Origin of the sequence: Marivirga sp., assembly GCF_024636815.1 — a bacterium.
GTDB lineage: Bacteria > Bacteroidota > Bacteroidia > Cytophagales > Cyclobacteriaceae > Marivirga.
In genome coordinates, this window is the sequence record NZ_JAGXGF010000140.1 from 1 (window position 1) to 25,083 (window position 25,083).

At 35.5% G+C, this 25,083-nt stretch carries 24 protein-coding genes and 1 tRNA gene; 10 read left to right on the forward strand and 15 right to left on the reverse strand.

Annotated elements, in window-relative coordinates; translation table 11 throughout:
* Window positions 1-217 precede the first annotated feature (217 nt).
* The 6 genes from lgt to Q0L29_RS10490 all read right to left on the reverse strand — a co-directional run bounded on the left by lgt (window position 218) and on the right by Q0L29_RS10490 (window position 6,876).
* Window positions 218-1,033, reverse strand: a complete 816-nt coding sequence (gene lgt, locus Q0L29_RS10465; protein ID WP_296621470.1) for a prolipoprotein diacylglyceryl transferase — start codon at window positions 1,031-1,033, stop codon at window positions 218-220.
* Window positions 1,034-1,501: an Lrp/AsnC ligand binding domain-containing protein gene (locus Q0L29_RS10470; protein ID WP_296621473.1), complete on the reverse strand. Its 468-nt coding sequence runs from the start codon at window positions 1,499-1,501 to the stop codon at window positions 1,034-1,036. It abuts the gene before it with no gap.
* Between the two features lie 720 nt (window positions 1,502-2,221).
* Window positions 2,222-2,485 carry a hypothetical protein gene (locus Q0L29_RS10475; protein WP_296621475.1) on the reverse strand — a complete coding sequence of 88 codons (264 nt, stop codon included), beginning with the start codon at window positions 2,483-2,485 and terminating at the stop codon, window positions 2,222-2,224.
* A 427-nt stretch (window positions 2,486-2,912) separates the two neighbouring features.
* Entirely contained in the window at window positions 2,913-5,510 is a 2,598-nt protein-coding gene (locus Q0L29_RS10480; RefSeq protein ID WP_296621476.1) for an ATP-dependent Clp protease ATP-binding subunit, read from the reverse strand.
* A gap of 90 nt (window positions 5,511-5,600) precedes the next feature.
* A complete protein-coding gene (locus Q0L29_RS10485) occupies window positions 5,601-6,230 on the reverse strand; it encodes a WbqC family protein (RefSeq protein WP_296621478.1) in 630 nt (209 codons plus the stop codon).
* Window positions 6,231-6,252: 22 nt separating this feature from the next.
* Complete coding sequence (locus tag Q0L29_RS10490; protein ID WP_296621479.1) at window positions 6,253-6,876, reverse strand: L-threonylcarbamoyladenylate synthase; 624 nt, start codon at window positions 6,874-6,876, stop codon at window positions 6,253-6,255.
* Window positions 6,877-6,970: 94 nt separating this feature from the next.
* Between Q0L29_RS10490 and mltG the strand changes: the two genes are divergently transcribed.
* The 8 genes from mltG (at window position 6,971) to Q0L29_RS10530 (ending at window position 11,712) form a co-directional block, all read left to right on the forward strand.
* Entirely contained in the window at window positions 6,971-8,005 is a 1,035-nt protein-coding gene (gene mltG / locus Q0L29_RS10495; protein WP_296621481.1) for an endolytic transglycosylase MltG, read from the forward strand.
* Window positions 8,006-8,008: 3 nt separating this feature from the next.
* Window positions 8,009-8,413 (forward strand): thioesterase family protein, encoded by a 405-nt coding sequence (locus tag Q0L29_RS10500; protein WP_296621482.1) that lies wholly within the window; start codon window positions 8,009-8,011, stop codon window positions 8,411-8,413.
* Window positions 8,414-8,609: 196 nt separating this feature from the next.
* A complete protein-coding gene (locus Q0L29_RS10505) occupies window positions 8,610-9,464 on the forward strand; it encodes a YihY/virulence factor BrkB family protein (RefSeq protein WP_296621484.1) in 855 nt (284 codons plus the stop codon).
* Between the two features lie 194 nt (window positions 9,465-9,658).
* Window positions 9,659-9,904 carry a GIY-YIG nuclease family protein gene (locus Q0L29_RS10510; protein WP_296621486.1) on the forward strand — a complete coding sequence of 82 codons (246 nt, stop codon included), beginning with the start codon at window positions 9,659-9,661 and terminating at the stop codon, window positions 9,902-9,904.
* Window positions 9,903-9,987 (forward strand) — tRNA-Ser (locus tag Q0L29_RS10515). The genes Q0L29_RS10510 and Q0L29_RS10515 overlap by 2 nt, the downstream gene beginning before the upstream one ends.
* A 221-nt stretch (window positions 9,988-10,208) precedes the next feature.
* A complete protein-coding gene (locus Q0L29_RS10520) occupies window positions 10,209-10,412 on the forward strand; it encodes a helix-turn-helix domain-containing protein (RefSeq protein WP_296621491.1) in 204 nt (67 codons plus the stop codon).
* A complete protein-coding gene (locus tag Q0L29_RS10525) occupies window positions 10,409-10,738 on the forward strand; it encodes a HipA N-terminal domain-containing protein (RefSeq protein ID WP_296621492.1) in 330 nt (109 codons plus the stop codon). The genes Q0L29_RS10520 and Q0L29_RS10525 overlap by 4 nt, the downstream gene beginning before the upstream one ends.
* Before the next feature lie 14 nt (window positions 10,739-10,752).
* Window positions 10,753-11,712 carry a type II toxin-antitoxin system HipA family toxin gene (locus Q0L29_RS10530; protein ID WP_296621494.1) on the forward strand — a complete coding sequence of 320 codons (960 nt, stop codon included), beginning with the start codon at window positions 10,753-10,755 and terminating at the stop codon, window positions 11,710-11,712.
* 227 nt (window positions 11,713-11,939) lie between these two features.
* On the opposite strand, the gene Q0L29_RS10535 is transcribed toward Q0L29_RS10530, so the two are convergent.
* The 9 genes from Q0L29_RS10535 to Q0L29_RS10575 form a co-directional block, all read right to left on the reverse strand.
* Window positions 11,940-12,509 (reverse strand): energy transducer TonB, encoded by a 570-nt coding sequence (locus tag Q0L29_RS10535; protein WP_296621524.1) that lies wholly within the window; start codon window positions 12,507-12,509, stop codon window positions 11,940-11,942.
* Window positions 12,510-12,894: 385 nt separating this feature from the next.
* Window positions 12,895-14,457: a ribonuclease Y gene (gene rny / locus Q0L29_RS10540; RefSeq protein WP_296621496.1), complete on the reverse strand. Its 1,563-nt coding sequence runs from the start codon at window positions 14,455-14,457 to the stop codon at window positions 12,895-12,897.
* A 144-nt stretch (window positions 14,458-14,601) separates the two neighbouring features.
* Window positions 14,602-14,886 carry a cell division protein ZapA gene (locus Q0L29_RS10545; RefSeq protein ID WP_296621497.1) on the reverse strand — a complete coding sequence of 95 codons (285 nt, stop codon included), beginning with the start codon at window positions 14,884-14,886 and terminating at the stop codon, window positions 14,602-14,604.
* 14 nt (window positions 14,887-14,900) lie between these two features.
* Window positions 14,901-15,197 (reverse strand): hypothetical protein, encoded by a 297-nt coding sequence (locus Q0L29_RS10550; RefSeq protein WP_296621499.1) that lies wholly within the window; start codon window positions 15,195-15,197, stop codon window positions 14,901-14,903.
* 1 nt (window position 15,198) lies between these two features.
* A complete protein-coding gene (pheT, locus tag Q0L29_RS10555; RefSeq protein ID WP_296621501.1) occupies window positions 15,199-17,616 on the reverse strand; it encodes a phenylalanine--tRNA ligase subunit beta in 2,418 nt (805 codons plus the stop codon).
* Between the two features lie 391 nt (window positions 17,617-18,007).
* Window positions 18,008-18,625: a DUF1684 domain-containing protein gene (locus tag Q0L29_RS10560; RefSeq protein ID WP_296621503.1), complete on the reverse strand. Its 618-nt coding sequence runs from the start codon at window positions 18,623-18,625 to the stop codon at window positions 18,008-18,010.
* Between the two features lie 7 nt (window positions 18,626-18,632).
* A complete protein-coding gene (gene rseP / locus Q0L29_RS10565) occupies window positions 18,633-19,949 on the reverse strand; it encodes an RIP metalloprotease RseP (RefSeq protein WP_296621505.1) in 1,317 nt (438 codons plus the stop codon).
* Window positions 19,949-21,106, reverse strand: a complete 1,158-nt coding sequence (locus tag Q0L29_RS10570) for a 1-deoxy-D-xylulose-5-phosphate reductoisomerase (RefSeq protein ID WP_296621506.1) — start codon at window positions 21,104-21,106, stop codon at window positions 19,949-19,951. The genes rseP and Q0L29_RS10570 overlap by 1 nt, the downstream gene beginning before the upstream one ends.
* A gap of 23 nt (window positions 21,107-21,129) precedes the next feature.
* Window positions 21,130-22,626: a GH3 auxin-responsive promoter family protein gene (locus Q0L29_RS10575; protein WP_296621508.1), complete on the reverse strand. Its 1,497-nt coding sequence runs from the start codon at window positions 22,624-22,626 to the stop codon at window positions 21,130-21,132.
* Between the two features lie 87 nt (window positions 22,627-22,713).
* On the opposite strand from Q0L29_RS10575, the gene Q0L29_RS10580 reads away from it, so the two are divergent.
* Both Q0L29_RS10580 and lepA read left to right on the forward strand, forming a co-directional pair.
* On the forward strand, window positions 22,714-22,878 hold the full coding sequence (locus Q0L29_RS10580) for a hypothetical protein (protein WP_296621510.1): 165 nt from the start codon (window positions 22,714-22,716) through the stop codon (window positions 22,876-22,878).
* A gap of 356 nt (window positions 22,879-23,234) precedes the next feature.
* The gene (gene lepA / locus Q0L29_RS10585; RefSeq protein WP_296621511.1) at window positions 23,235-25,019 is read left to right on the forward strand and encodes a translation elongation factor 4; all 1,785 of its coding nucleotides are present in this window, start codon (window positions 23,235-23,237) and stop codon (window positions 25,017-25,019) included.
* The last annotated feature ends 64 nt before the right edge of the window (window positions 25,020-25,083 follow it).

The window sequence follows — 25,083 nt, forward strand, 5'->3', positions numbered from 1 at the left end:
AATAGGGATATTTTTGATACCGCTTCTGATGGCTTAGAGTTGGCTACAGATGTGAAAATAGAATTTTAGTATATTTGCTAATCTTTAAAAGAAAGGGAATTTCACGCTTCCCTTTCTTTTTTTTCTATTAGCGTATCCTGTGCGTACTTTACTAGTCATCAGCGCACGTTGCGTAGCAAAATGCGTGCTTCGTAGTTGTAATATCGAATTTACAAAATCATAATAATGCCCCCTTCTTTTTAACCCCCAAATAAATAAACACAAAGCCTAAAATGACATAAGGAATACTCAGCCATTGCCCCATGTTGAGGGTCATATTGGCTTCGAATGCAGATTGGTCTGCTTTTACGAATTCTAAAAAAAAACAAGCAGTGAACATTAAAACCAGCATAAGTCCAAATACAAATCCTTTTTGGAATTTTTGTTTTTTATCTAGCCAAAATAGAATTCCGAATATCACCAAATAGGAGAGGGCTTCATATAATTGAGCTGGGTGACGAGGAATATTATCAATATGCTTAAAGATAAAAGCCCAACTCACATTAGTGGCATTTCCAACAATTTCTGAATTCATTAAATTACCCAACCGAATGCAAGTGGCAGCTAAAGGTATTACTAAAGCGATGGTATCCAAAATCCAGATTTTTGAGATTTTTTCTCGCCAGGCAAAAATTAAAAGAGCTATAATAACACCCACTCCCCCTCCATGGCTTGCCAGTCCATGGTAGCCAATAAATTCAAATGATGGAGAAAACCTGAATGGAAGCAGAATTTCCAGCAAATGGTTTTGGTAGTAATCCCAATCGTAAAAAATGCAATGCCCAAGTCGCGCACCGACAATGGTTCCTACTACCAAATAAACTGCGAGGTTATCGAGTAATTTTGTATTGACATTATCTCTTTTGAAACGCCATTTTACAAACTGGTAGCCTAAGACAAAGCCTAAACCGAAGAGTATTGAATACCATCGCAATTGGTAAAAGCCAAAATCTATTAAAGTTCCATCGGGGTTCCAGATGATGTAGTTGAGCATTTATTTTTTATTTAGTTGAACCTGTCTATTAATACTTTCCTCCAAAGATATAAAAGTCTCTGTTCTTTCAATTCCTTCTATGGGTTGAATAAAGTCGTGAAGTATATTTTTAAGGTGATTGGTGTCTCTGCAAACGATTTTTACAAACATAGAATAAGCTCCTGTGGTATAATGGCAATCCACTATTTCTGGAATGGCTTTTAATGCGGCCACCACATCATCATATAAAGAGCTTTTTTGAAGGTAGACTCCCAAAAATGCTGTTACATCCAGGCCTAGTTTGGATAAATCCACCTGCAGCTGCGAGTTTTTAATCAAACCTAACTTTTCCATTTTCCGCATCCTAACATGGACAGTGCCGGGCGATACAAAGACTTCCTCGGCTACTTCGGTGAAAGGTCTGCGAGCATCCTGCATGAGGATATTTAATATGGCTAAATCGGTATTATCAAGTTGATAATTTTCCATGTATATCAATAATATAAATTATTAAAAAAGTAATTTAAGATAGGTAAAATTACGAATACTGTATTTATAATCAAATAATATTAAATAATATTTAATGTATTGATGTTTTTATTACCTTTGAAATATCAGAAAGGCAAAAAGTGCTGGATTGATTAAATATTGTAAGGTGATGGAATTGGCAAACATGCCCTCCTATCTCGGGGGTGGAGAATAGGGATAAAGCGCAGGTATCCCACGATAAATTACTTAGTAGTAGTTTATCGTGGAAATTGTAGCCTAACTGCTCTTTGGAGGTTCGAATCCTCCCTTTACAGCTTGAGTTTAAAGAAAATAGCAAAGAAGAGCTTTGCGAAGATTGAAACAATGATTAGAAGAAAAGCCCTGAATCATTTTGATGAGGGGTTTTTTAAGTCATCATTAACCTTGTAAGGTGATGGAATTGGCAAACATGCCCTCCTATCTCGGGGGTGGAGAATAGGGATAAAGCGCAGGTATCCCACGATAAATTGCTTAGTAGTAGTTTATCGTGGAAACTGTAGCCTAACTGCTCCTTGGAGGTTCGAATCCCCCCCTTACAGCTAATTATATATAGGGCTTGCTTAAAATAGTTATTACTCGAAATATTATCATTATATCATTTGACTTGATAATTATTCGATAATAGATTGTCAGCAGGTGCAAGCCTTTTTAAGGTAAAAGACCATGCTGTTTAAGCAGGCTCTATCTATAAAGATAAATTCCATTAAAATTAGATTTGCTCATCTTGCAAGTCTGCACTCCTTGGGCAATAAAGTTGAATAAAATTTCTTTAGCAGTATCTATTTCACAAAATTGATAGACTATTTCCTCCTGCACTTCTAATCTTGAAATTCTTTCCAAAGAGGCTATTCCTATTTTCCATTCATGAAAAGGGGCTTTACTTAATTCTATTTGGTTGCTGAATTTTTCGATGATGTTGGTTTTGTCCACAGTGATTGTATGCATGATTTGATGATTTTATTTACGTAAATCTCGCTTAAATCCGTTTTAATTCAAATTGTTTCTATATTTTATCGTTTAAGTGCAATATTTAGACTATCAGTGTAACTAATGAAAGGATGTATAAAGTGATTTACAGATGTAAGTTTTAGTGGTTTTAAAGGGTTTAAGTTATTCTATATTTCAATCGAAGATTAAAATCGTAAGATCCCATTCTTCAAAGGGATGACGCACGGAAGACTTTATAGTGCTAAAAGTAGACAGATAATATCGATTAGAACTCTTCTGTTGCGCTCTATTGTAGTCTAATAAATTAGAACGTACGGGACTGGCTATCCCTACATAGGCAGTGGTCTTTTCTATTGAAACTTTGTTTCAATGTTTTGTGAATAGCATTAGCTAAAAAAATATCAGACAAAAAAAAAGAGGCTGATTAATCAGCCTCTTTTTTGTTTTCTTGGTTAGTGTCCTCTTTATCTTGGTCTTTTTTACTCTTCTTATCTTCCTTCTTCTTTTTCTTCGACTTGATAAAGAGTGTTTCACTTTTTCCATCATGATCTGCTATGATGGATTCACCAATTTTTATGTTTTCATTTAAGATTTCTTCAGCTACTAAATCTTCCAAATATTTTTGGATAGCTCTGTTCAATGGTCTTGCGCCATATTGCTGGTCATATCCTTTCTTCGATAAGAAATCTTTAGCGGCATCTGTTAAATCGATATCATAACCCAAAGACAACATTCTGTCAAAGACTTTCTTCAATGAGATGTCAATGATTTTGTGTAAATGTTCTCTTTCCAAATGATTAAATACGATTACATCATCCAGCCTATTCAAAAACTCAGGACTGAAAGCTTTTTTCAGTGCATTTTGAATAGTGGATTTCATTACCTCATTGGAGTTATCTGATTTGGCGCTATTTGCGAAACCAATTCCTGCACCAAAATCTTTCAAGTCACGAACGCCAATGTTGGAAGTCATGATAATGATGGTATTTCTAAAATCAACTCTTCTTCCGAGTCCATCTGTTAGGATACCGTCATCCAGTACTTGTAATAATAAATTGAATACATCAGGGTGAGCTTTTTCAATCTCATCCAAAAGAACCACCGAATAAGGCTTTCTTCTTACTTTTTCAGTAAGCTGACCACCTTCTTCATAACCAACATAGCCTGGAGGCGCTCCTACCAATCTTGATACGGAGAATTTTTCCATATATTCACTCATATCAATTCTGATAAGTGCATCTTCCTTATCGAATAAATAAGTAGAAAGAACTTTTGCCAGCTCAGTTTTACCTACACCAGTCGGGCCTAAAAAAACAAATGAACCAATCGGTTTTTTCGGATCTTTTAAACCAATTCTTGTTCTTTGAATGGCTTTAGATAGTTTTCCAATTGCTTCATCTTGGCCAATAACTTGCTTTTTCAAATCATCACCCATTCCCTTGAGCTTCGCACTTTCATTTTGTGCTACTCGCTTGGTAGGAACACCTGTCATCATGGCGATAACTTCCGCAACATTATCTTCAGATACAGTATATCGCTTAGCTTTAGTGTCTTCCTCCCATTTTCTTTTCTCGGTCTCGAGCTCATCAATAAGTTTTTTCTCAGTATCTCTAAGACGAGCGGCTTCTTCGTATTTCTGACTCCGAACTACTTGATTTTTTTCTTTCTTGATGTCTTCAATAGAAGCCTCTAACTTTACAATGGCGTCAGGAACATGAATATTGTTCATGTGAACTCTTGCGCCTGCTTCATCCATTACATCAATGGCTTTATCAGGCAAAAATCTATCGGAAATATATCGATCACTTAATTTTACACATGATGCAATCGCTTCATCAGTAAAGTTAACATTGTGATGTTCTTCATATTTATCCTTGATGTTCATTAAGATTTCTCTCGTTTCTTCAGGAGTGGTAGCATCTACCATTACCATTTGGAAACGTCTTGCTAATGCACCATCTTTTTCAATGTATTGACGATACTCATCTAGAGTAGTAGCACCAATACATTGAATTTCACCCCTTGCTAATGCGGGTTTGAACATATTACTGGCATCCAAAGAACCTGAAGCGCCACCTGCACCTACTATGGTGTGTAACTCATCAATGAATAAGATCACATTTGGAGATTTCTCCAACTCATTCATTACGGCTTTCATTCTTTCTTCGAACTGACCTCTGTATTTTGTTCCAGCTACTAAAGAAGCCAAATCCAAAGTCACTACTCTTTTACCAAAGAGAACTCTTGAAACTTTTCTTTGAACAATTCTTAAAGCTAAACCTTCAGCTATGGCAGTTTTACCAACGCCTGGTTCACCAATTAAGATTGGATTATTTTTCTTTCTTCTGGAAAGAATTTGAGCAACTCGCTCAATTTCTTTTTCACGACCTACGATTGGATCTAACTTGTCTTCTTCAGCCATTTTGGTCAAATCGCGTCCGAAGTTATCTAAAACAGGTGTCTTAGATTTTTCGCTAGTTTTAGATCCTCCTGAACTAGAGCCTGTTTCTCTGGAGCCACTACCTCCAAATATTTTTCCGGAATCCTCATCACCATCTTCAGTATCAGAAGATGCCATAGGATTCTGGGTTTGATATTCTAAAAGTTCTTTTATAACATCATAGTTTACATCAAATTTCTCCATTACCTGAGAAGCGATATTGTCTTCATCTCTCAATATGGATAATAATAAATGTTCAGTTCCGATTAATTGACTTTTAAAAATTTTAGCTTCCAAATAAGTGATTTTCAATACTTTTTCGGACTGCTTTGTCAACGGTATATTGGCCAGATTTTTTACGTTATTCGTAGCGGTTCCTCTTGTACTTCGTTCTAATTCCCCTCGAAGTTCATCGAGCGAAACGCCAAGCTTTTTCAAAAGACTGATTGCTACGCCTTCCCCTTCTCTTACCATACCTAATAGTAGGTGCTCTGTACCAATATAGTCATGGCCTAATCTAAGTGCCTCTTCACGGCTCAAAGAAATTACCTCTTTAACTCTGTTTGAAAATTTTGCTTCCATATGCTTACTGCTCGATATTCTAAATAAATGCCCGAAGGCATATTTAAATGTAACTATTATAAAAACTAAATAAAAAACCTAAGGTTTAATTTATTTAAAAATTGATTGCTGAATGACAGTTTTTGCATTCGGTCCTTCGTTCATCAACAAATCTATAACACTTAAGTTCGGTTCAAAATTGTTGCCAAAACTTTGACCGTATGGTGTAGGTTTATAAAAAAGATTTAAATAATCATCTTTTTTAGGATGTATTAACGATCTGGCATCCATAACGTTTCCCGAAATGTTTTTTTCATAACTGACGGTTTCAGTTATTATTATCTTTTGCCCTGTTATTTTAAGACAGATTGTCAGTAAATCTAAATTTAAGTCCCACATATAATCATATTCTTTATCATATATAGGCTTGAATTCATCTGCAAAGAACTCGAAAAAAGGTGATTTACCATAGCAAGTTTGAATGCTTCGCCAATGTTTCTTGCTCCAGTTTTGGCTATTATCTATTTTTATATCTTTTGTTTTTATCTTTTTATTAGCACCCAGGAGCGGAACAGTCAAAATTTCTATCTGCTGAGAAGATAATAAATGACATCTATTTCTATAAGTTTGTTTTTCGAAAAACTCATTCGCTTCCAATATCACCTCCTCTTTTCCTTCAAGGCTTGAAAAAAATGCTATTGAAGGTAAATACTGTAATTCTATTACTATGGATTTATGCATTTAAAAATTAATTCCTCGAAAATTATAAAATGATTTTGCCCAGTCCTTCTCTAACGATTTCCGCAGGCTCTTTAGTGCAATCTATCACGGTAGAAGGACTGTTGTTGCCATAGCCTCCATCGATCACCACATCCACCAAGTTTTTGAAAGATTCATAGATTTCCTCTGGGTCGGTAGGATATTCCACTATGTCATCATCCTCTTTAATTGAAGTAGTAATTAGCGGATTCCCTAAAGCTTTTACAATAGCAATAGGGATATTATTATTTGGAATCCGGATCCCTACCGTTTTTTTGTTGGCATTAACAATTTTCGGAACATTGCTATTGGCTGGCAATATAAATGTAAAGGGACCGGGTAAATTTTTCTTCATCAACTTAAAGGTTGGAGTCGAAAGGTTTTTCACATAATCAGATATGTGGCTCATGTCCTCACAAATAAAGGATAAATTGATTTTACCAGGCTTAATGCCTTTTACCCAACAAAGTTTATCGATTGCTTTGCGATTGGTTAAATCACATCCTAAACCATATATAGTATCAGTTGGATATATTATAACTGCCCCATCTTTTAAAAGATCAACTATCTGTTGGATTTTCCTTGGGTCAGGATTTTCTTCGAATAATTTGATTAATTCAGCTGCCATACACAATATTAATCAATTTGAAATTAAATAGAATAGTTCAAGCCCAAACAAAATCCTTAAATTTGTATTTTAAATTTAGTCAATAGTAAAGTATATGAAGACAAATAAATTTCTAATAGGGTTTGTGATTGTATTTTCAATCTTAATAACTTCCTTCGTTTTTTATTTTTATCAGGTCTTTTTCTCTGAAAATATTTTAGTGGAAAAAGGAGATGAAGTAATTTTGATAGAAGAGGATATGGATTTTCAGGATTTGCAAGATATTGTTTATGATAGAGCAATAGTAAACGATATGCTTTCCTTCAGTTTTGTAGCAAAACTTTTGGATTACCAAGAAAACATGAAGCCTGGTCTGTATTTGATGAAAAAAGATATGACTAATCTTCAAGCGGTTAGAATGTTGAGAGCTGGAGAGCAAATCCCGACTACCACTACTTTTAATAATGTTCGCCTAAAGCCTGATTTGGCTGGTAAAATCACCGATAATCTGCAAGCAGATTCAGTTGAATTTTTAAAGCTTTTGAATAATGATTCTTTGATAAGTGCTTATGGGTTTACCCAAGAGAATATCCTCAGTATGTTTATTCCAAATACCTATGAGGTATATTATACCATTTCTGAGCAGCATTTATTTGATAAAATGTTTGCAGAATATCAAAGATTTTGGAATGATGAAAGAAAACGAAAAGCTGAAGCGCTCGGACTTTCTCCAACAGAGGTAAGTTCCTTGGCATCCATAGTGCAAGCGGAAAGTGTGCAATCGGATGAAAGACCTAAAATCGCTGAGGTTTATTTGAATAGATTGGAAAGAAATATGAGGTTACAAGCAGACCCGGCTTTGGTTTATGCAATAGGGGACTTTACCATCAAAAGAGTATTGAATGTCCATAAAGAGGTTGAATCGCCTTATAATTTATATAAATACAAAGGCTTGCCTCCTGGTCCGATAAATTTACCTGAAATTGAATCAATAGATGCAGTTTTAAATCCCGATGAACATAACTATATCTATTTCTGTGCAAAGCCAGATTTCTCAGGATACCATGCTTTTGCAACTAATTTAAGGCAGCATAATAATAATGCAAGAGCCTATCAAAATGCTTTAAATCGCTCAAATATTTACAAATAGTATATGTATCAATTTGAACACAAATTACGGGTTCGCTATGCCGAAACCGACCAAATGGGCTATGTTTATTATGGAAATTATGCCACTTATTTTGAGGTAGCAAGGGCTGAATCTATCCGTAGCTTAGGATTATCTTATAAAGAAATTGAAGAGGAGGGCGTGATTATGCCTGTATTGGAGAATTATTCGAAGTATTTACGGCCTGCTCGCTATGATGATGAATTGACTATTAAATTATCGATTCCAAAGTTTCCTGACACAAGGATTCGGTATGAATATGAAGTTTATAAAGAAGATAAATTAATCCATAAAGGATATACTGTCTTGGTTTTTGTAGATAGAAATACAGGGAAACCTTGCCAAATGCCCGAAATATTGATTAAAATTATGAGTCCATTTTTCAAATGAAATGATCATAGATATTCGTCAGGCGAATTTAAAATAACTGCCCTACGAATATTTGTAGCGAATTACATCCCGATGAATACGGGACAGGTAGTGACAATAGAAGATCATTAATACACACATGAAATTTAAATATTTAAGAATCATAATGTCAATTGGCTTTTTAAGGAGGACTATTCACTACTTAAAAAGGAAGCGCTTGAAAAGGAGTGGAGTCTCTTATTTTGACTTAATTAAGATCTTTATTGATGAGTTAAGTGATCATAATTTAATGGAAAGGGCTAATAATGTGGCTTTTCAATTCACCTTGGCGATATTTCCTGCTATTATCTTTCTGTTCACGCTTATACCTTATCTGCCTATAGATAATTTAACCCAGGAGGTGATGAGTTTGTTGCAGGAAACGATGCCTACATCCATTTATGAAGAAGCAGAATCCACCATTTATGATATATTATCTAAATCGAGGGGAGGCTTGTTGTCAGTTGGTTTTATTTTTGCACTTTATTTTGCGACTAATGGTACTAGTGCGCTTATGACGGCATTTAACCAAACTTACCGCACGAAGGACAGCAGAGGATTTTTTAAGGCGAAAGCTATTGCTATTGGGCTCACCTTTTTATTGGCCTTCGTTTTATCTTTATCTATTGTTTTACTTATTGTAGCCCAGCAATTGATTTATTTCTTAGAGGATTTTGGGATTATTAGCGATAAATTTGAAGTATATATATTTATAGGATTAAGGTTTTTGGCCATATTTTTCCTATTTCAGATTGCGATTTCAGTAATTTATTATTGGGCACCAGCTATTCATAAGAGATGGCATTTTTTCAATCATGGTTCCATTTTAGCCACTTTTTTATGCTTAGCTGCTTCTTTCGGCTTTTCTTTTTATATCAATAATTTTGGTACCTACAATAAGCTTTACGGTTCCATTGGGGCTTTGATTGCCATGATGATTTGGTTCTCCTTTTTGTCGTTATTTTTAATAATAGGTTTGGAGCTGAATGTGAGTTTGGAGAAGGCTAGGAATAAAAAGTTGCGTAAGGATTAATTTTTTTTGAGAATGGGTTTGTACGGAAGAAAATTTCCAATACATTTGCATTCCAATTCGGGAAAAGGATTCCAATAAAACGAATAGAGGCGTGGCAGAGTGGTCGATCGCGTTGGTCTTGCCCCGAAGGGATCCCAATGGGGAAAACCAATGTACCGCGAGGTACCGGGGGTTCGAATCTAAAGTAGTAAGGGATGAAGTTCTTTACTTATATATTGAAAAGTGAGTTAGACGGAACATATTATTATGGTCATACAAAAGACTTAGAAGGTCGATTGAAAAAGCATAACGATGGGAAAGTTCGGTCAACTAAAAGTAAAAAACCTTGGATGCTTCATTATCATGAAATATTTGATAGTAAATCCGAGGCATATAGCAGAGAAATGTATTTTAAATCAATAGATGGATACAATTTTCTAAAGAGTGAAAATATTATTTAGAGGCGTGGCAGAGTGGTCGATCGCGTTGGTCTTGAAAACCAATGTACCGCGAGGTACCGGGGGTTCGAATCCCTCCGCCTCTGCATTACTTAACCCTGATAGTGAAAACTGTCGGGGTTTTTTTGTGGTTAAAATTTACTATTTTGATCAAATCTTGATACTATATCAGCAATATATTGCCGATAGTGTAAATATTCTAGTTTAGTAGCCTTATAAAATCTATAATCGGCAAAATATTGCCGTTTTGTTTGATTTTGATTCTTTTTTATTGATATTTGTTCGTAATCGGCAAAATATTGCTGGAATGGATAAAAAAGAATTAGGAAATAGCATACGAGAAAGAAGGAAATTCCTCAAAATTACTCAGGAAGATCTAGCTGATATTTCTGGAATATCAGAGAGAGCATTGCGTTCCATTGAAAAAGGAGAAGAGAATCCCGGATTGGACAGTTTGTTGAAAATCTGTGAGGTATTGGGTTTGTCAATTGATATTAATGTGATGAAATGAGCAGGAAGGCTGCTATATATAACAATAAAGTATTAGCTGGATACTTAGAAAAAATTAAGGAGGGTGAATATCTGTTTCAATATGAGGAAGATTATCTAGCAGACTCTGAGACCTCAGCAATCAGTTTAACGCTTCCTAAATCAGAGAAAATTTATAGATCCAAATTACTATTTCCTTTCTTTTTTGGGCTTCTATCAGAAGGAGTTAATAAGTTAACGCAGTGTAGGTTATTGAAAATTGATGAAGAAGATCATTTTAGTTTATTAATGAAAACTGCTAAAAATGATACCATTGGTGCTATCACAGTAAAAGAATTATCAGAATGAATTGTCCGGGCTGTTTGAAAGAAGTTGAAATAGGGTTTTGCAAAAGATGTTTGCAAGAGCTTTTTGATGGTCAAAAAGTAGCGCATGAGTTGTCTTTTAATTCTCCTTATGAAGAAGACTCAGATTCTTATCTAGAGCATACAAAGAAAATATATATATCAGGAGTTCAGGTAAAATATTCCTTAAGATTGCTAGATAATGAATTGAAACTGACGGATACTGGAGGACAGTACATTCTTAAACCCATTCCTACCGGCACATTCAAGTTCTTAGATCAAGCGCCAGCAAATGAGCATCTCACTATGCAGATCGCTAAGCAGCTATATAAAATGAATGTCCCTGCCAATGCTTTGATGGATTTTAAAGATGGTAGCTCAGCATATATAGTCCGTAGGTTTGACCAAACTCATAATCACAAAATCCAACAAGAAGATTTTGCACAAATTGCGCAGATGACTTCGGAAACGCACGGGCAGAATTACAAGTATGACTTATCTTATGAGGAGATTGCTGAACTCATCCAAAAATATATTCCTACCTATAAAATAGAGCTAGAGAAATTCTTTCGGATGATTCTGTTTAATTATGTATTCTCAAATGGTGATGCTCATTTAAAGAATTTCTCTGTCATGCAATCCGAACAAGGAGATTATACCCTTACACCGGTATATGACCTGTTGTGCACTCGTATTCATTCACCAAGTGAATCGGACATGGCTCTGGATTTATTGACAGATTGCTTTTCAAATGCATTCGAGGCTTCTGGTTTCTATACTTACCAAGACTTCTTTGAGTTTGGTCAAAAAATTGGTATTAAGGATTCAAGAATCAGGAAAATACTAGCTGAATTTACTAAATCAAATAAGTCTGTTCACCAACTTATTGAGCAGTCAAATTTAAATAATGAATGTAAAAAGCTATATGCAGATTACTATGAGGATAGATTAAAAAGAATGAATATCAACATGGTGTAAGCCTTCATGGTCGTTTTGCCCTGTTCACAGTATTGGAATGTTCACGTAACGTGAACATTAAAATTTTGCGAACATATAAGGAAAGTCAATCGAGGTGAAACATTTAATGATGGTGAAACATTTGCTGGCATAAGCTGGCACCTAGCTTAAATATACTTTTAGTTTTTTAGTACCCCTGCAAAATTAAAACCTAATTGTAAGAACAGTTAGATTTCGTTTTTGACTAGCTAGTTATTGGCTAGCATAAATCTAATAGGAATTACTTTTCTTGAACGTACAGCTACTCCCCTTTGTCTTGCAGGCTCCCATTTGGGAGAGCTCTCCAGTACTTCTATCGCCAACTCATCACAACCTCCGCCAATTCCTTTTACCGCCTCTACTTGAGTAATAGTGCCATCTTTTTCTATAACAAACTGTAAATAAACAATACCCTCAATGTTCATTCTTAAGGCTGCACGTGGGTAATTATCTTGAAGCTGATTTGCCACATAAGCATAGAAAGCTTTTATTCCACCTTCTGGTTCTGCATCTTGTTCTACGATCATAAATATTTTATCTGCTTCTTCCTCTTCCGGTGCCTCAGCATCTAAATCATCATTAAATTCTACATCATCAATTCTAGTGTCTTGATGCATTTCAATGTCAAGATTCAGATCAATGTCATCCATAATTAGTTCTTCATTAGATATTTCAACGATCTCAGGTAATTTTATTTTTGGTGGAGGAGGTGGTGGCTGAGTAGTTGGAGGTATATCAATTATTTCATGTTTGTTTTGTTCTGCATCTCCTAAATCCATCACAGCTGCATCATCATATGTTTTAAATTGAAAAACAGCAAAAACTGCAGCTATTGAAATAGCTAAACCGAGATTAAAAAAAACATTTCTAAAGTGTTGATTATCTGGTTTTTTTGGAATTAGATTATTTATTCGTTAATCAAAGTAAGTTCTTCTAACAATAAAGGCTCATCACCATTTTAAATCTCCTGATTAACTCCTAATAATGAGCAAACATCATGATCAACCTATCTAAATGGATGATGAGGGCCCTACAGCACTGATAACGGGCTGTTTTCTTTTATGGCATTACTTTGTAAGGCTATTTCAGGACGAGATATGAATTGCATAAAAAAAGCCCTCTTCATTTCTGAAAAGGGCTATGCAGTAATAATTTTAGTATTTCTTATTTCGCATATGAAACAGATCTCATTTCACGGATAACCGTTACTTTGATCTGCCCAGGATATTGCATGTCTTTCTCTATTTTCTGAGAAATATCAAATGACAATTGCCCCGCTTTTTGATCGGAAACATTTTCAGCATCTACCATCACTCGCAATTCACGTCCTGCCTGGATAGCATAGCATTTATTTACGCCCTCAAAATTCAATGCAAGCTCCTCAAGCTCCTTAAGCCTTTTGATGTAACTATCCATGATTTCTCTTCTTGCGCCCGGTCTTGCGCCTGAAATTGCATCACAAGCCTGGACAATAGGGGAGATTAAGGTAGTCATTTCAATTTCATCGTGGTGAGCACCAATTGCATTTAGCACTTCAGGATGTTCTTTGAATCTCTTAGCGAACTCCATCCCTATAATAGCATGTGGTTGTTCTGGCTCTTCTGGCCAAACTTTTCCAATATCATGCAATAAACCAGCTCTTTTGGCCAATTTAGGATTCAATCCTAATTCAGATGCCATGGTAGCACACATATTGGCAACCTCTCGTGAGTGTTGTAATAAGTTTTGACCATAAGAAGATCGGAATCTTAATCGTCCGACCATCTTGATTAACTCAGGGTGAAGTCCATGTATCCCTAAATCGATCACCGTTCTTTCTCCAATTTCGACTATTTCCTCATCTATGTTTTTGGTAGTCTTATTTACGATTTCCTCGATTCTCGCAGGGTGAATTCTTCCGTCTTGTACTAATCTGTGTAAAGATAATCTGGCAATTTCTCGTCTAACTGGATCGAAACCGGAAATGATAATTGCTTCTGGTGTATCATCCACTATGATTTCCACACCGGTAGCGGCTTCCAAAGCACGGATATTTCTACCTTCTCTACCAATGATTTTACCTTTGATGTCATCACTTTCAATATTGAAGATAGACACACAATTTTCTACTGCATGCTCAGTGGCTGTTCTTTGAATTGTAGAGATGACAATTTTCTTAGCCTCCTTGGTAGCAGATAGCTTGGCTTCCTCCATGATATCTTTTATCAATGATGAAGCTTTGGTTTCAGCCTCATCCTTCAGCGTTTCTATTAATTGCTCACGAGCTTCATCAGCTGTTAGGTTGGCAGCTTTCTCTAATATATTTACTTGCTGTTCTTTAACCTTTTCAAGCTCATCTTTCCTCTTGGCTATAACTTCCAATTGAGCATTGAGATTATCTTGAAGTTTTTGTGTTTCGTGTTCTTTTCTTTTGAATTGCTCAATTTCTTTGGATAAGTTTTGCTCTTTTTGTTTCAGCTTATTTTCATTAGCTGCCATTTGGCCTTTTCTTTGCCCAATCTCATCCTCAAAATCTGATTTCTTCTTGAGAAAATGCTCTTTTGCTTCAAGAATTTTGTCTTTTTTGGTATTCTCCGCATTTACTTCAGCTTCTCGAACAATCAAAGCGGCTTTATCTTGCGCTTCTCTTTCTAGCTTATTGAGTAGGCTTTTTTGAGCAATTTTGCTGAGCAAAAACCCCAAAAGAAGTCCTACTACTCCGGAAATGATTATGTATATAGTTCCCATTTTATTTATTATTTAATGGGAAGCGGTGATGTGGATATAGAACCAAAATTTTATTACTTAAACGTTTGATTCTGATTATCAGATAATTACAAACGGCTCTCAAGTAATTGCCTAATAGGCTCTATTAATTCTGAATGGAAGGGTTTATATTGCTTGATTTATTAAGTGTTCAATAGATTTTATTTTATTCAAAACCGATTCGTCATTGCTTTGTAAGTCCTCTTCAACGCCAAATCTGTCAACAATAGCATCAAAAGCTACCATTGAAAGTAAGTCCTGTTTATCATCAATTCCGAATTTTTCTCTATAAGATTTCAATCGTTCATTGATTAATTTTCCGGCTCTTCTTACTCTTTCTTCCTCCTCCGCTTTTACTGTCATGGGATATTCCCTATCAGCAATTTTAATCTTGATTGAAAGTTCTCTCATAAACCGGTTATTATCTATCTTGTTAAGTGCAATATGCACTTATCAATCTCTTTAATGTAATCGTCAATTCTACCCTTCATTTCAGAAGCCTCTGCTTCACTCTTCCCAATACTTCCTACAATTTTACTAATTTTATCTTGATTTTGAAAGTCGTTAATTTTCTCGTCTTTTGATTTTAAAACAGCTTTTAATTCTTCATTTTCCGCTTTTAAGCTTTTCAATTCATTTTTAGCATTTTGATATTCATTCAAAAGCAATTGAACTTTTCGCTCTAGAGCACTTAATTCGTTATGTGTAGCTGCCTGATTCATTTTATTTTCTGATTACTGCCCCAATTTCGTTTTCGAAAGCCTTCATCAGTTTGTCCATTGTTTTATCTATAATCTTATCTGTCAATGTCTTCGTTTTGTCTTGTAAGGTGAAAGATAAAGCATAAGCCTTTTTCCCTTTTTCTATTTTATCACCTTGATAAACATCAAAAACATCTATTTTACTTATTAAGTATTGCGCTTGTTTCAAGCTTATCTTTTTAATTTCATCATATGAAACCTTGTCGTCTATTACTAATGATAAATCCCTCTTCACTTCAGGGAATTTACTCACCGGCTCAAATTGGATGTTGATATTGACCATTTTCAATAAGGCCTCCCAATTGATATTAGCATAGAAGACATCTTGCTTCAAGCTACTCAATTTCAGGGCTTTTTTACTTAATTTACCCAATTCAGCAACTACTTTTTGCTTGATTTTTAACTTCAAGCCATAGTCGAAGCAATCGTTATGAAATTCTTCATTTTCAACACTTTCCGCATTAAATTTATTGAAAATTTTTAGAACTGCCGAATAGAGATCATGAAATTTTACAGATTCATTTTTTCGAATCCAATTTTCAACTTCATTTTTCCCCGTCAGGTAAATACCAAGGCGCATTTGCTCCTTATATTTGGAATTAATTTTTTTATAAACTTTTCCAAATTCATAGAATTTTAGGTCTGTTTGTCTTCGATTTATGTTATATGCCAACACATCCAAAGCTGTAAACATCAAATCCTGACGCATAACGCCCAAATCTTCGCTTAATTTATTCAGGATTTCAACATTCTCTTCAGAATTAAAACCATCTAACTGCTCACTGAATACCGATTTAGTTAATGAATTGGTCATGATTTCCTGAAAACCATTAGCAGTTAAGAGCAAACCGGCCTCTTTTCTCATTTTCACTGGGTCAACCTCAGGGAAGCTTGCCATATAACTGCTCGAAAGCGTTTCCGGCAGATCAATATTGTTGAAACCGTAGATTCGGATAATTTCTTCAATTACATCTGCTTCTCGGGTAACATCCACTCGATAAGGAGGAACAATTGCTTTGAAACCTATTTCTGTTTTATCAGTGGTTTCAATATCCAATCTATTCAGAATAGTATGAATTTCTTCATGCTCTAATTTTTTCCCAATCAAGCGGTCGATGTTTTTGTATTTCATCAATACCTCTCGGTCTGGTATAGCTACAGGATATTCATCTTGAATTTCACTGCTAATTTGTCCCCCTGCCACTTCCTGAATTAATAATGCGGCTCTTTTCAGTGCGTAGACTGTGATGTTTGGGTCAGTGCCTCTTTCATATCGGAAAGAAGCATCCGTTTTTAATTGGTGATGCTGAGAAGTTTTTCTCACGCTATCAGCAGAAAAATAAGCTGATTCCAAAAAGACATTAACGGTGTCATCTTTTACGCCTGAATCTTTACCACCAAAAACCCCTGCAATGCAAAGCGGATTAGAATCTCCATCACAAATCATTAAATCTTTAGAAGACAATTTTCTTTCTTTCTCATCCAAAGTGATGAAAGTACTGCCTTCGGATAAATTTTTGATTTTTACAGTATTGCCTGAAATTTTACCTGCATTAAAAGCATGAAGTGGTTGGCCTAATTCGTGCATCACAAAATTAGTCACATCCACTACATTGTTGATGGGTTGTAAACCGATACTTTTCAAGGCATTTTGCAACCAATCAGGACTTGGTGCTACTTTAATTCCTGAGATACTTAGTCCGCTATAACGAGGGCAAGCTTCTTTATTTTCTACTTCAACCTTTATAGAAAGGTCTTGATTATCTACCTTGAAATCTAGAATTGATGGAAACTTTACTTCTTCTCCAGTTACGGCTTTGATGTCTCTACCAGCACCAATATGTCCCATAGCATCAGCACGATTAGGTGTTAGGCCGATTTCATAGACAATGTCAGATTCAATATTGAAATATTCCGCAGCGGGAGTTCCATTTGCTTTATCGGTGTCCAATACCATAATGCCATCATGACTTGTGCCCATTCCGATTTCGTCCTCGGCACAGATCATTCCCATGCTCACTTCACCACGGATTTTGGATTTCTTGATTTTGAAAGGCTCATCAGGATTAGGATAAAGTGTGGAATTGACGGTTGCCACTACCACTTTTTGTCCAACAGCAACATTTGGCGCTCCACATACAATTTGCACAGGCTCTTTTTCGCCTATATCTACTGTAGTAATGCTTAAATTATCTGCATTAGGATGTTTTTCGCAAGTTTTGACTTCACCTATTACCAAACCTTTTAATCCACCAGGTACGGTCTCAATTTCTTCCATTCCTTCCACTTCCAATCCTGTGTTGGTCAATATTTCTGAAAGTTCCTCAGAAGATTGCGTAATATTTATATAATTCTTTAACCAGTTTAAAGCTATCTTCATTTCTGTATTTTTATACTTCTCTATTAATAAATATGGAATCTATTAGAGTCCATTTTATTTTTCAAAAACAAAATTAAAGAAATGATTGATAAGGAGAATGATTAATTACGCTTATTCGTAATTTTTCCTGTTTTATTTATCCCAATCTATGGGACACCCCCCTTCGCCCCCCTCAAGGGGGGCGCACTGAATTTATATTGACTTTTTTATTTGATTTAGCATCACTTCCCCAAAAAATTATGCTTGATACTTGACAAAAAGTGATGAAATTTATTATTTCCTACTGAAATAAATCTGTGAGATTGTCCCCTTGAGGCTTTAGGGGTGTCGGTTGGAAACATGAGATACTGTTGTAATAGTAAGTAAAATAGAAAAGACTGACTATTCGCCCTTATTCGTAATTTTTCTCTCCAGCATTAATCGGAATAGAGATATTATTCTCTGGTGGAGGCACCGGACAACTATAACCATCAGTATATGCACAATATGGATTGTAGGCTTTGTTGAAGTCCAAAACAACTTGTTTTTGCCCTTTTTTGAAGTCAACTTCTAAATATCTACCAGCCCCATAAGTAGTAATAGCAGATGTTTCATCATAAAAAGGAAGGAAGAAATGTCCGTCCATTGCAGATTGCAAAAGTGTTAAATCTTCATGAGAACCTACGATATCAAAATGCAAAATAGCAACTGCTTGAAAAGTTTTAATTTTATCATCACTGGTTTGTAGCTCATAGACTTTGCCATCTTGAATAGGTTCAACAGAAGCTTTAACTTTAAAGCTTTCATCTAAATCGAAATAATTTAAGCCCTTGAAAGTTACATTTTGTTCCACAAATGGAGATTTTTCATCATTTCGCATGAAACTGTCCTTTTCATGGCGGAAAGCTTTCATTTCCTCAATGTATGTGCTTTCCATTTCAGGACTTTCATCCGTATTGAATAAACTAAAAACAGCAATCAAAATGACTGCTGCTATTACGATATAAGTTAAAACTTTGGTAGGCTTCATTGTTTTATTAGAAGATTACTTTCCAGATGTCATTAAATATAGCAAATGCCATCAAACTAAGTAATAAAACCATACCTACTTTTTGAGCATTTTCAAGGAACTTATCAGATGGTTTTCTTCCAGAGATGATTTCATAGCTTAAAAATACTACATGACCACCATCCAATGCAGGAATCGGCAAGAAGTTCATAAAAGCCAATACCATAGAAAGAAGCCCTGTAATTCCCCAGAATTTCTGCCAAACCCATTCCCCTCCAAAAATCTGTGCAATTCCTATAGGTCCTGATAATGATTCGGAAGCGGATACTTCACCTCTAAAGATTTTACCAAATCCCTTGATATTTAACCAAATAACGTTGAAAGCTTTTTTAGTTCCACTTGGGATTGACTCGGCAAAACTGAATTCTTCATGCTCTAACTCTACATCCATTTTAGGCATAAATCCTAAAAGACCATCATCTCCAACTTTAGCTTGAAGATTCTCAATCTTTTCATTTCTTTTTACGGTCAAGCGAATTTCTTCACCTTTATTTTCTTCAAGCTTCTCTTTAAAGAATTGAAAATATTTTACATCATCTCCATTTACTGCAATGATTTTATCGCCCGGCATCAAGCCAGCCATATCTGCGTTACTTTGTGGCTGTATATTGTCAACCTGAAATTTATATAAAGGAGATATAAAAGCAACTCTTTGATTGTCCTCAGAGATTCTTTCAATCATATCATTCGGAATAGGAATAACGATTTCCTCACCATCTCTTAAAACAGTATAATAGCTATCAGATTCCAATAGAACATCAGAGCTGGTTAAGTCACTTACTTTCTCGTAATCCTTACCATTAACATTGAGTATAATATCACCTGTTTGTAAGCCGATTTCTTTAGCTGGTTCGTGAGCATAAATACCGTTTTCAGTGATATTATCTTTGGATTCGTAAGTTTCACCGTATCCATATTGAAGAAATATGAAAATGATAATACCTGTAATGACGTTTACGATAATTCCACCCATCATCACAATCAATCTTTGCCAAGCTGGTTTTGCCCGAAATTCGTAAGGCTCTGGTTCTTTATCCATATTTTTAGTGTCCAAGGATTCATCAATCATCCCTGAAATTTTCACAAACCCACCTAAAGGAATGGCGCTTAGTGCGTATTCTGTTTCACCGTATTTGAAACTAAAAATTTTAGGAGGGAATCCAATTGAAAATTGTTCCACTCTCATACCAAAAGCTTTGGCTGCCAAAAGGTGGCCAAACTCGTGCAATCCTACCAAAATAGATAAGCCCAATATTAATTGGGCGATCATAATAACTGTTTCCATCAATTTATTAACTCTAAAGCTTTAATTCTAGTTTCTTTATCTGTTGAAATATAATCTTCCAAACTTGGGGTTTTAACAAAATGTACTTTATCTAAGCAATTTTCGATTACTTCCGACATGCCTAAAAAGGAAATTTTGTCTTCAAGAAAAGCCGAAACTACTATTTCGTTTGCTGCATTCAAAATACATGCCGCATTTCCTTCTCTACCAAGAGCATGAAATGCTAAGGCTAAATTACGGAATGTATCGCTATCGGGTTGTTCAAATGTCAGCTGTGGATAGTCCATAAAATTGAACCTTGGAAAATCAGCTTTCAAACGGTCAGGATAGCTTAATGCAAACATAATCGGCACTCTCATATCAGGAAGCCCCATTTGTGCTTTAATGGAGCTATCTTCAAACTGCACCATACTGTGAATAATGGATTGAGGGTGAACTACTACGTCAACCTGGTCTTCTCTAAGATTAAACAACCATTTGGCTTCAATTACTTCTAAGCCTTTGTTCATTAAACTGGCAGAATCAATAGTGATTTTAGCCCCCATATCCCAGTTGGGATGTTTTAATGCTTGCTCTTTTTTAACGGATTCTAAAAATTTTCTATTTCTTCCTCTGAAAGGACCTCCAGATGCGGTTAATATTATTTTTTCAATCGGATTATGAAATTCTCCTACTAAGCACTGAAAAATAGCCGAATGTTCAGAATCCACAGGATAAATGTTCACTCCTTTTTCCTCAGCTAATGCAGTGATTAATTCTCCTGCTACCACTAAGGTTTCTTTATTCGCCAAAGCAATATGTTTGCCTGCTTCTATGGCTTTTATGGTTGGTAATAAGCCTGCATATCCAACTAATGCAGTCAATACTACATCGATGGTATCCATTTGCACTACACTAGCTAAGGAGTTTTCACCTGAATAGACTTTAATCCCTAAAGGGTCTAGTACATTGAACACTTTATCATATAAAACCTCATTGCCAATTACTACTGCATTGGGTCTGAATTCAATAGATTGCTGTATAAGTAAATCTACATTGTTTTGTGCTGTTAGTACTTCAACTTGAAAATTTTCAGGATGTGATTTGATAACCTCTAAGGCCTGAGTTCCAATGGAACCTGTAGAGCCTAGGATGGCTATCGATTTTATATTAGACATAAGTCAATGTGTAAAATTTAATTTTAATGCATGTATTGTTCCATAGCCTCAGCTATTTTTCTGTCATTCGAAAGGCGAGGTACTTTATTTTGCCCTCCTAATTTGCCTTCTGACCGCATATAGTTTATAAAAGAGGCTTTTTTGAGTGTTCTTATTTTTAAAATTTTTAATATGCTTCCAGTAATTAGGTCGTCATAATAACTATTTCGTTTTCTTAAGTTCATATCCAATTCCTTAGAAAATGCTTCTAAATCAATAGGAGGGTTGTCGAATTCCACAAACCATTCGTGATGTGGCAGCCCTTCTTTTGGAGTTACTTGAGGCGCAACTGTGAATTCAGTAATTTTTACATTTTCAAATTTCTCTAGAGTTGCTTTCATGGCGGTTTCCACTTCTTCACCGATTACATGCTCTCCAAAAGCAGAAATAAAATGCTTTATTCTACCTGAAACTATCACTCTGTAAGGATTAGTAGAAACGAATTTTACCGTGTCTCCAATTGAGTATCCCCACAACCCAGCATTACTATTGATGATTAATGCATAGTTTTTATCCATTTCCACTTGATCAATCATTAATCGAGTCGGGTTTTCATCGAAATATTCTTCAGCAGGTATAAACTCAAAAAATATCCCACTGTTTAGTAAAAGCAACAAACCATCTTCCTTCTGAGTATCTTGATATGCTATAAAGCCTTCAGATGCCGGATATGTTTCGATTGAATCTACTTTTTTGCCAATGCTTTCGAATAATTTGTTTTTGTAAGGCTCAAAATTCACTCCTCCATAAACAAACATTTCGAAATTCGGGAAGATGTCTTTAATAGGTTTGTTGACTCTAGCCTGAATTCTGTCAAAATACATTTGCACCCAAGGCGGAATTCCTGAAATCAGGCTCATATCCTGATCTATCGTTTCGTCTATTATGCGCTCCAGTTTTTCTTCCCATTCTTCTATGCAATTAGTTTCAAAAGAAGGAAGTTGATTGGTTCGTAAATAATTAGGAACATGATGATTCACAATTCCGGATAAACGACCTGTATTAATGCCTGCTTTTTGCTCTAAAGTAGGAGCACCAGATAAGAAAATTAGTTTTCCATCCAGAAATTGAGATTTACCTGTTTCATGAACGTAGCTTAATAATGCATTTTTGGCACTATTAATATGGTTAGGAATGGAGTCTTTGGTGATGGGGATATATTTGGTTCCTGATGTAGTGCCACTTGTTTTAGCGAAATAAGCTGGTTTACCTGGCCATAGCACATCATCTTCACCTTGCAATATTTTATCTACATATGGCTTTAAAGCTTCATAATCCCGAATCGGGACTTGCCTTTGAAAATCTTCATAGGTTTGAATGTTTTCAAATCCATGGTCTTTCCCGAAAGCAGTGTTTTTTGCTTTATGGATGATGTTCTTAAAAATCTTGACTTGGGACAGAGCCGGTTGGGCCGCCCATTTTTTTTGTTGGTTGACTACAATAGCCGCCAAAGGTTTACTTAGTACTGCACGTATTCCCATATGTACAAAATTAAGAAAATTATTAGGAACCCTTTTTGATTATGAAGGCTTTTATATAATAATTGTAATTATTAATGTTTGCTTATTATGGAAACTACAATAAACTCAGACTTCTTAAGCTTGTCGGAACCAGACGAAAAGAAAGTTTTGGATTTGATAGATCAGCTAAAAGCAGAGCAGGGGAATAAAGGGAAAATCCACATGAAAGATAATTTTGATGATCCGATTGAAGCATTTAAGGATTATTTGTAGAATTATTTTTCTCATATAATTTAATGTACAGCCTTTCCTTAAGTTCCAGAGGAACGACCATACGGTAATCTCAAAAAACATACTAAATCTAAAGTTCCGTAGGAACGACCTTATTATTCAATATGTTTGCTTCTATCCACCTAAGGAAGTAACAAACAGACCTGTACTGTTTATCAATAAATTAGAATAACCTTATTATTATATCTCAGCCTTATTACGTACTTTTGCACTTCGATTATGAAGATGAACGGTCCACGGCCGATTTATTATTGAGGTCAAGTAGAGCAATGATCCCGGTAGTTCAGGACAGGTTTAAATTATCTGCCAATTAAGAATAATTGAGCAAAGTTATATAGATGAAGAACATTAGAAATTTTTGCATTATTGCGCACATTGACCATGGTAAAAGTACCTTGGCAGATAGACTGTTGGATTCAACCCAAACGGTTAATGATCGCGAGAAAATGGAACAACTGTTGGATAACATGGATTTGGAGCGTGAGCGAGGCATCACGATCAAATCGCATGCAATCCAAATGGATTATAAATTAAATGGAGAGGAATATATCTATAACCTTATTGACACCCCGGGTCACGTAGATTTTTCCTATGAGGTTTCTCGTTCCATTGCTGCTTGCGAGGGCGCACTGCTGATTGTAGATGCTGCACAAGGTATCCAAGCACAAACCATTTCCAACTTGTATTTGGCCATAGAACATGATTTAGAAATTATTCCTGTTCTCAATAAAATTGACTTACCGGGTGCCATGGTAGAGGAAGTTTCCGACCAGATTATTGAATTAATTGGTTGTAAAAGAGAAGACATTCTCCATGCAAGTGCTAAGGAAGGAATCGGAATAACTGAAATTTTAGAAGCTGTAGTACATAGAATTCCTGCTCCGAAAGGAGACCCAAAGGCACCTTTGCAAGCAATGGTTTTCGATTCTGTTTTTAATCCTTACAGAGGAATTGAAGTCTATTTCAGGGTTTTCAATGGAGAAATCAACAAAGGAGATAAGATTAAATTTATTAATACTGGCAAAACCTATGAGGCTGATGAGATTGGGATTTTAAAACTAACTCAGCAGCCAAGAGACACTATTAGCACAGGAAATGTAGGCTATTTAATTAGCGGTATTAAAGTAGCCAAAGAAGTTAAAGTAGGGGATACCATTACCCAAGTTAATAATCCAGGCACAGCAGTGCAAGGTTTTGAAAATGTAAAACCTATGGTTTATGCAGGAATCTATCCTGTTGATACCTCAGATTTTGAGGAATTGAGAGCTTCAATGGAAAAGCTGCAGTTAAATGACGCTTCATTAGTATGGGAGCCTGAAACTTCTGCAGCCCTTGGTTTCGGTTTCAGATGCGGCTTCTTAGGAATGCTGCACATGGAAATTGTGCAGGAAAGATTAGAGCGTGAATTTGATATGACCGTGATTACCACTGTTCCATCAGTGCAGTTTCATGCTTTTAAGAAAGGTGGCGAAATGGTGAAAGTAAGTGCTCCATCAGAATTGCCTGATTTAGGAGAAATTGACCATCTGGAAGAGCCTTATATTAGAGCTCAAATCATTACCAAGGAAGATTTTGTAGGCCCTGTTATTTCTCTTTGTATGGACAAAAGAGGGGAAATCAAGAATCAGGTTTATCTAACTCAAAGTCGTGTTGAATTGACTTTCCATTTACCGCTAGCTGAAATTGTATTTGATTTCTTCGATAAATTGAAAACAATTTCCAAAGGATATGCTTCTCTTGATTATGAATTGGTAGGTTATCATACTAGTAATTTAGTGAAATTGGATATCTTATTAAATGGAGATAAGGTGGATGCACTTTCTGCTATTGTACATAGAGAAAAGGCTTACGAATGGGGTAAGAAATTGTGCGAAAAACTTAAGGAATTAATCCCGAGACAACAATTTGAAATCGCAATTCAAGCAGCAATTGGTACTAAGGTGATTGCCAGAGAATCTGTGAAAGCACTTCGTAAAAATGTTTTGGCTAAATGTTACGGTGGAGATATTTCACGTAAGAGAAAGCTTTTGGAAAAGCAGAAGAAAGGGAAGAAGAGAATGCGACAAGTAGGAAATGTGGAAATTCCGCAGGAAGCATTTATGGCAGTTCTTAAATTGGATTAAAATAGAGCCTATTAGGCATTTACTTGAGAAATTGTGGTAATTACCTGATAATTAGAGTTAAAAA

What these genes read in the sequence shown, in the direction of transcription:
- Q0L29_RS10480 (WP_296621476.1), bottom strand. Translation starts at nt 5,510, where the DNA reads ATGGAAGCAAAATTTTCAAACAGAGTTAAAGAGGTAATTTCTTTGAGC.
- mltG (WP_296621481.1), top strand. Translation starts at nt 6,971, where the DNA reads ATGAAGACAAATAAATTTCTAATAGGGTTTGTGATTGTATTTTCAATC.
- Q0L29_RS10525 (WP_296621492.1), top strand. Translation starts at nt 10,409, where the DNA reads ATGAGCAGGAAGGCTGCTATATATAACAATAAAGTATTAGCTGGATAC.
- Q0L29_RS10560 (WP_296621503.1), bottom strand. Translation starts at nt 18,625, where the DNA reads ATGAAGCCTACCAAAGTTTTAACTTATATCGTAATAGCAGCAGTCATT.
- rny (WP_296621496.1), bottom strand. Translation starts at nt 14,457, where the DNA reads ATGGGAACTATATACATAATCATTTCCGGAGTAGTAGGACTTCTTTTG.
- Q0L29_RS10545 (WP_296621497.1), bottom strand. Translation starts at nt 14,886, where the DNA reads ATGAGAGAACTTTCAATCAAGATTAAAATTGCTGATAGGGAATATCCC.
- rseP (WP_296621505.1), bottom strand. Translation starts at nt 19,949, where the DNA reads ATGGAAACAGTTATTATGATCGCCCAATTAATATTGGGCTTATCTATT.
- Q0L29_RS10510 (WP_296621486.1), top strand. Translation starts at nt 9,659, where the DNA reads ATGAAGTTCTTTACTTATATATTGAAAAGTGAGTTAGACGGAACATAT.
- pheT (WP_296621501.1), bottom strand. Translation starts at nt 17,616, where the DNA reads ATGAAGATAGCTTTAAACTGGTTAAAGAATTATATAAATATTACGCAA.
- Q0L29_RS10500 (WP_296621482.1), top strand. Translation starts at nt 8,009, where the DNA reads ATGTATCAATTTGAACACAAATTACGGGTTCGCTATGCCGAAACCGAC.
- lgt (WP_296621470.1), bottom strand. Translation starts at nt 1,033, where the DNA reads ATGCTCAACTACATCATCTGGAACCCCGATGGAACTTTAATAGATTTT.
- Q0L29_RS10470 (WP_296621473.1), bottom strand. Translation starts at nt 1,501, where the DNA reads ATGGAAAATTATCAACTTGATAATACCGATTTAGCCATATTAAATATC.
- Q0L29_RS10580 (WP_296621510.1), top strand. Translation starts at nt 22,714, where the DNA reads ATGGAAACTACAATAAACTCAGACTTCTTAAGCTTGTCGGAACCAGAC.
- lepA (WP_296621511.1), top strand. Translation starts at nt 23,235, where the DNA reads ATGAAGAACATTAGAAATTTTTGCATTATTGCGCACATTGACCATGGT.
- Q0L29_RS10550 (WP_296621499.1), bottom strand. Translation starts at nt 15,197, where the DNA reads ATGAATCAGGCAGCTACACATAACGAATTAAGTGCTCTAGAGCGAAAA.
- Q0L29_RS10575 (WP_296621508.1), bottom strand. Translation starts at nt 22,626, where the DNA reads ATGGGAATACGTGCAGTACTAAGTAAACCTTTGGCGGCTATTGTAGTC.
- Q0L29_RS10535 (WP_296621524.1), bottom strand. Translation starts at nt 12,509, where the DNA reads ATGGATTTAGGAGATGCAGAACAAAACAAACATGAAATAATTGATATA.
- Q0L29_RS10490 (WP_296621479.1), bottom strand. Translation starts at nt 6,876, where the DNA reads ATGGCAGCTGAATTAATCAAATTATTCGAAGAAAATCCTGACCCAAGG.
- Q0L29_RS10475 (WP_296621475.1), bottom strand. Translation starts at nt 2,485, where the DNA reads ATGCATACAATCACTGTGGACAAAACCAACATCATCGAAAAATTCAGC.
- Q0L29_RS10485 (WP_296621478.1), bottom strand. Translation starts at nt 6,230, where the DNA reads ATGCATAAATCCATAGTAATAGAATTACAGTATTTACCTTCAATAGCA.
- Q0L29_RS10570 (WP_296621506.1), bottom strand. Translation starts at nt 21,106, where the DNA reads ATGTCTAATATAAAATCGATAGCCATCCTAGGCTCTACAGGTTCCATT.
- Q0L29_RS10520 (WP_296621491.1), top strand. Translation starts at nt 10,209, where the DNA reads ATGGATAAAAAAGAATTAGGAAATAGCATACGAGAAAGAAGGAAATTC.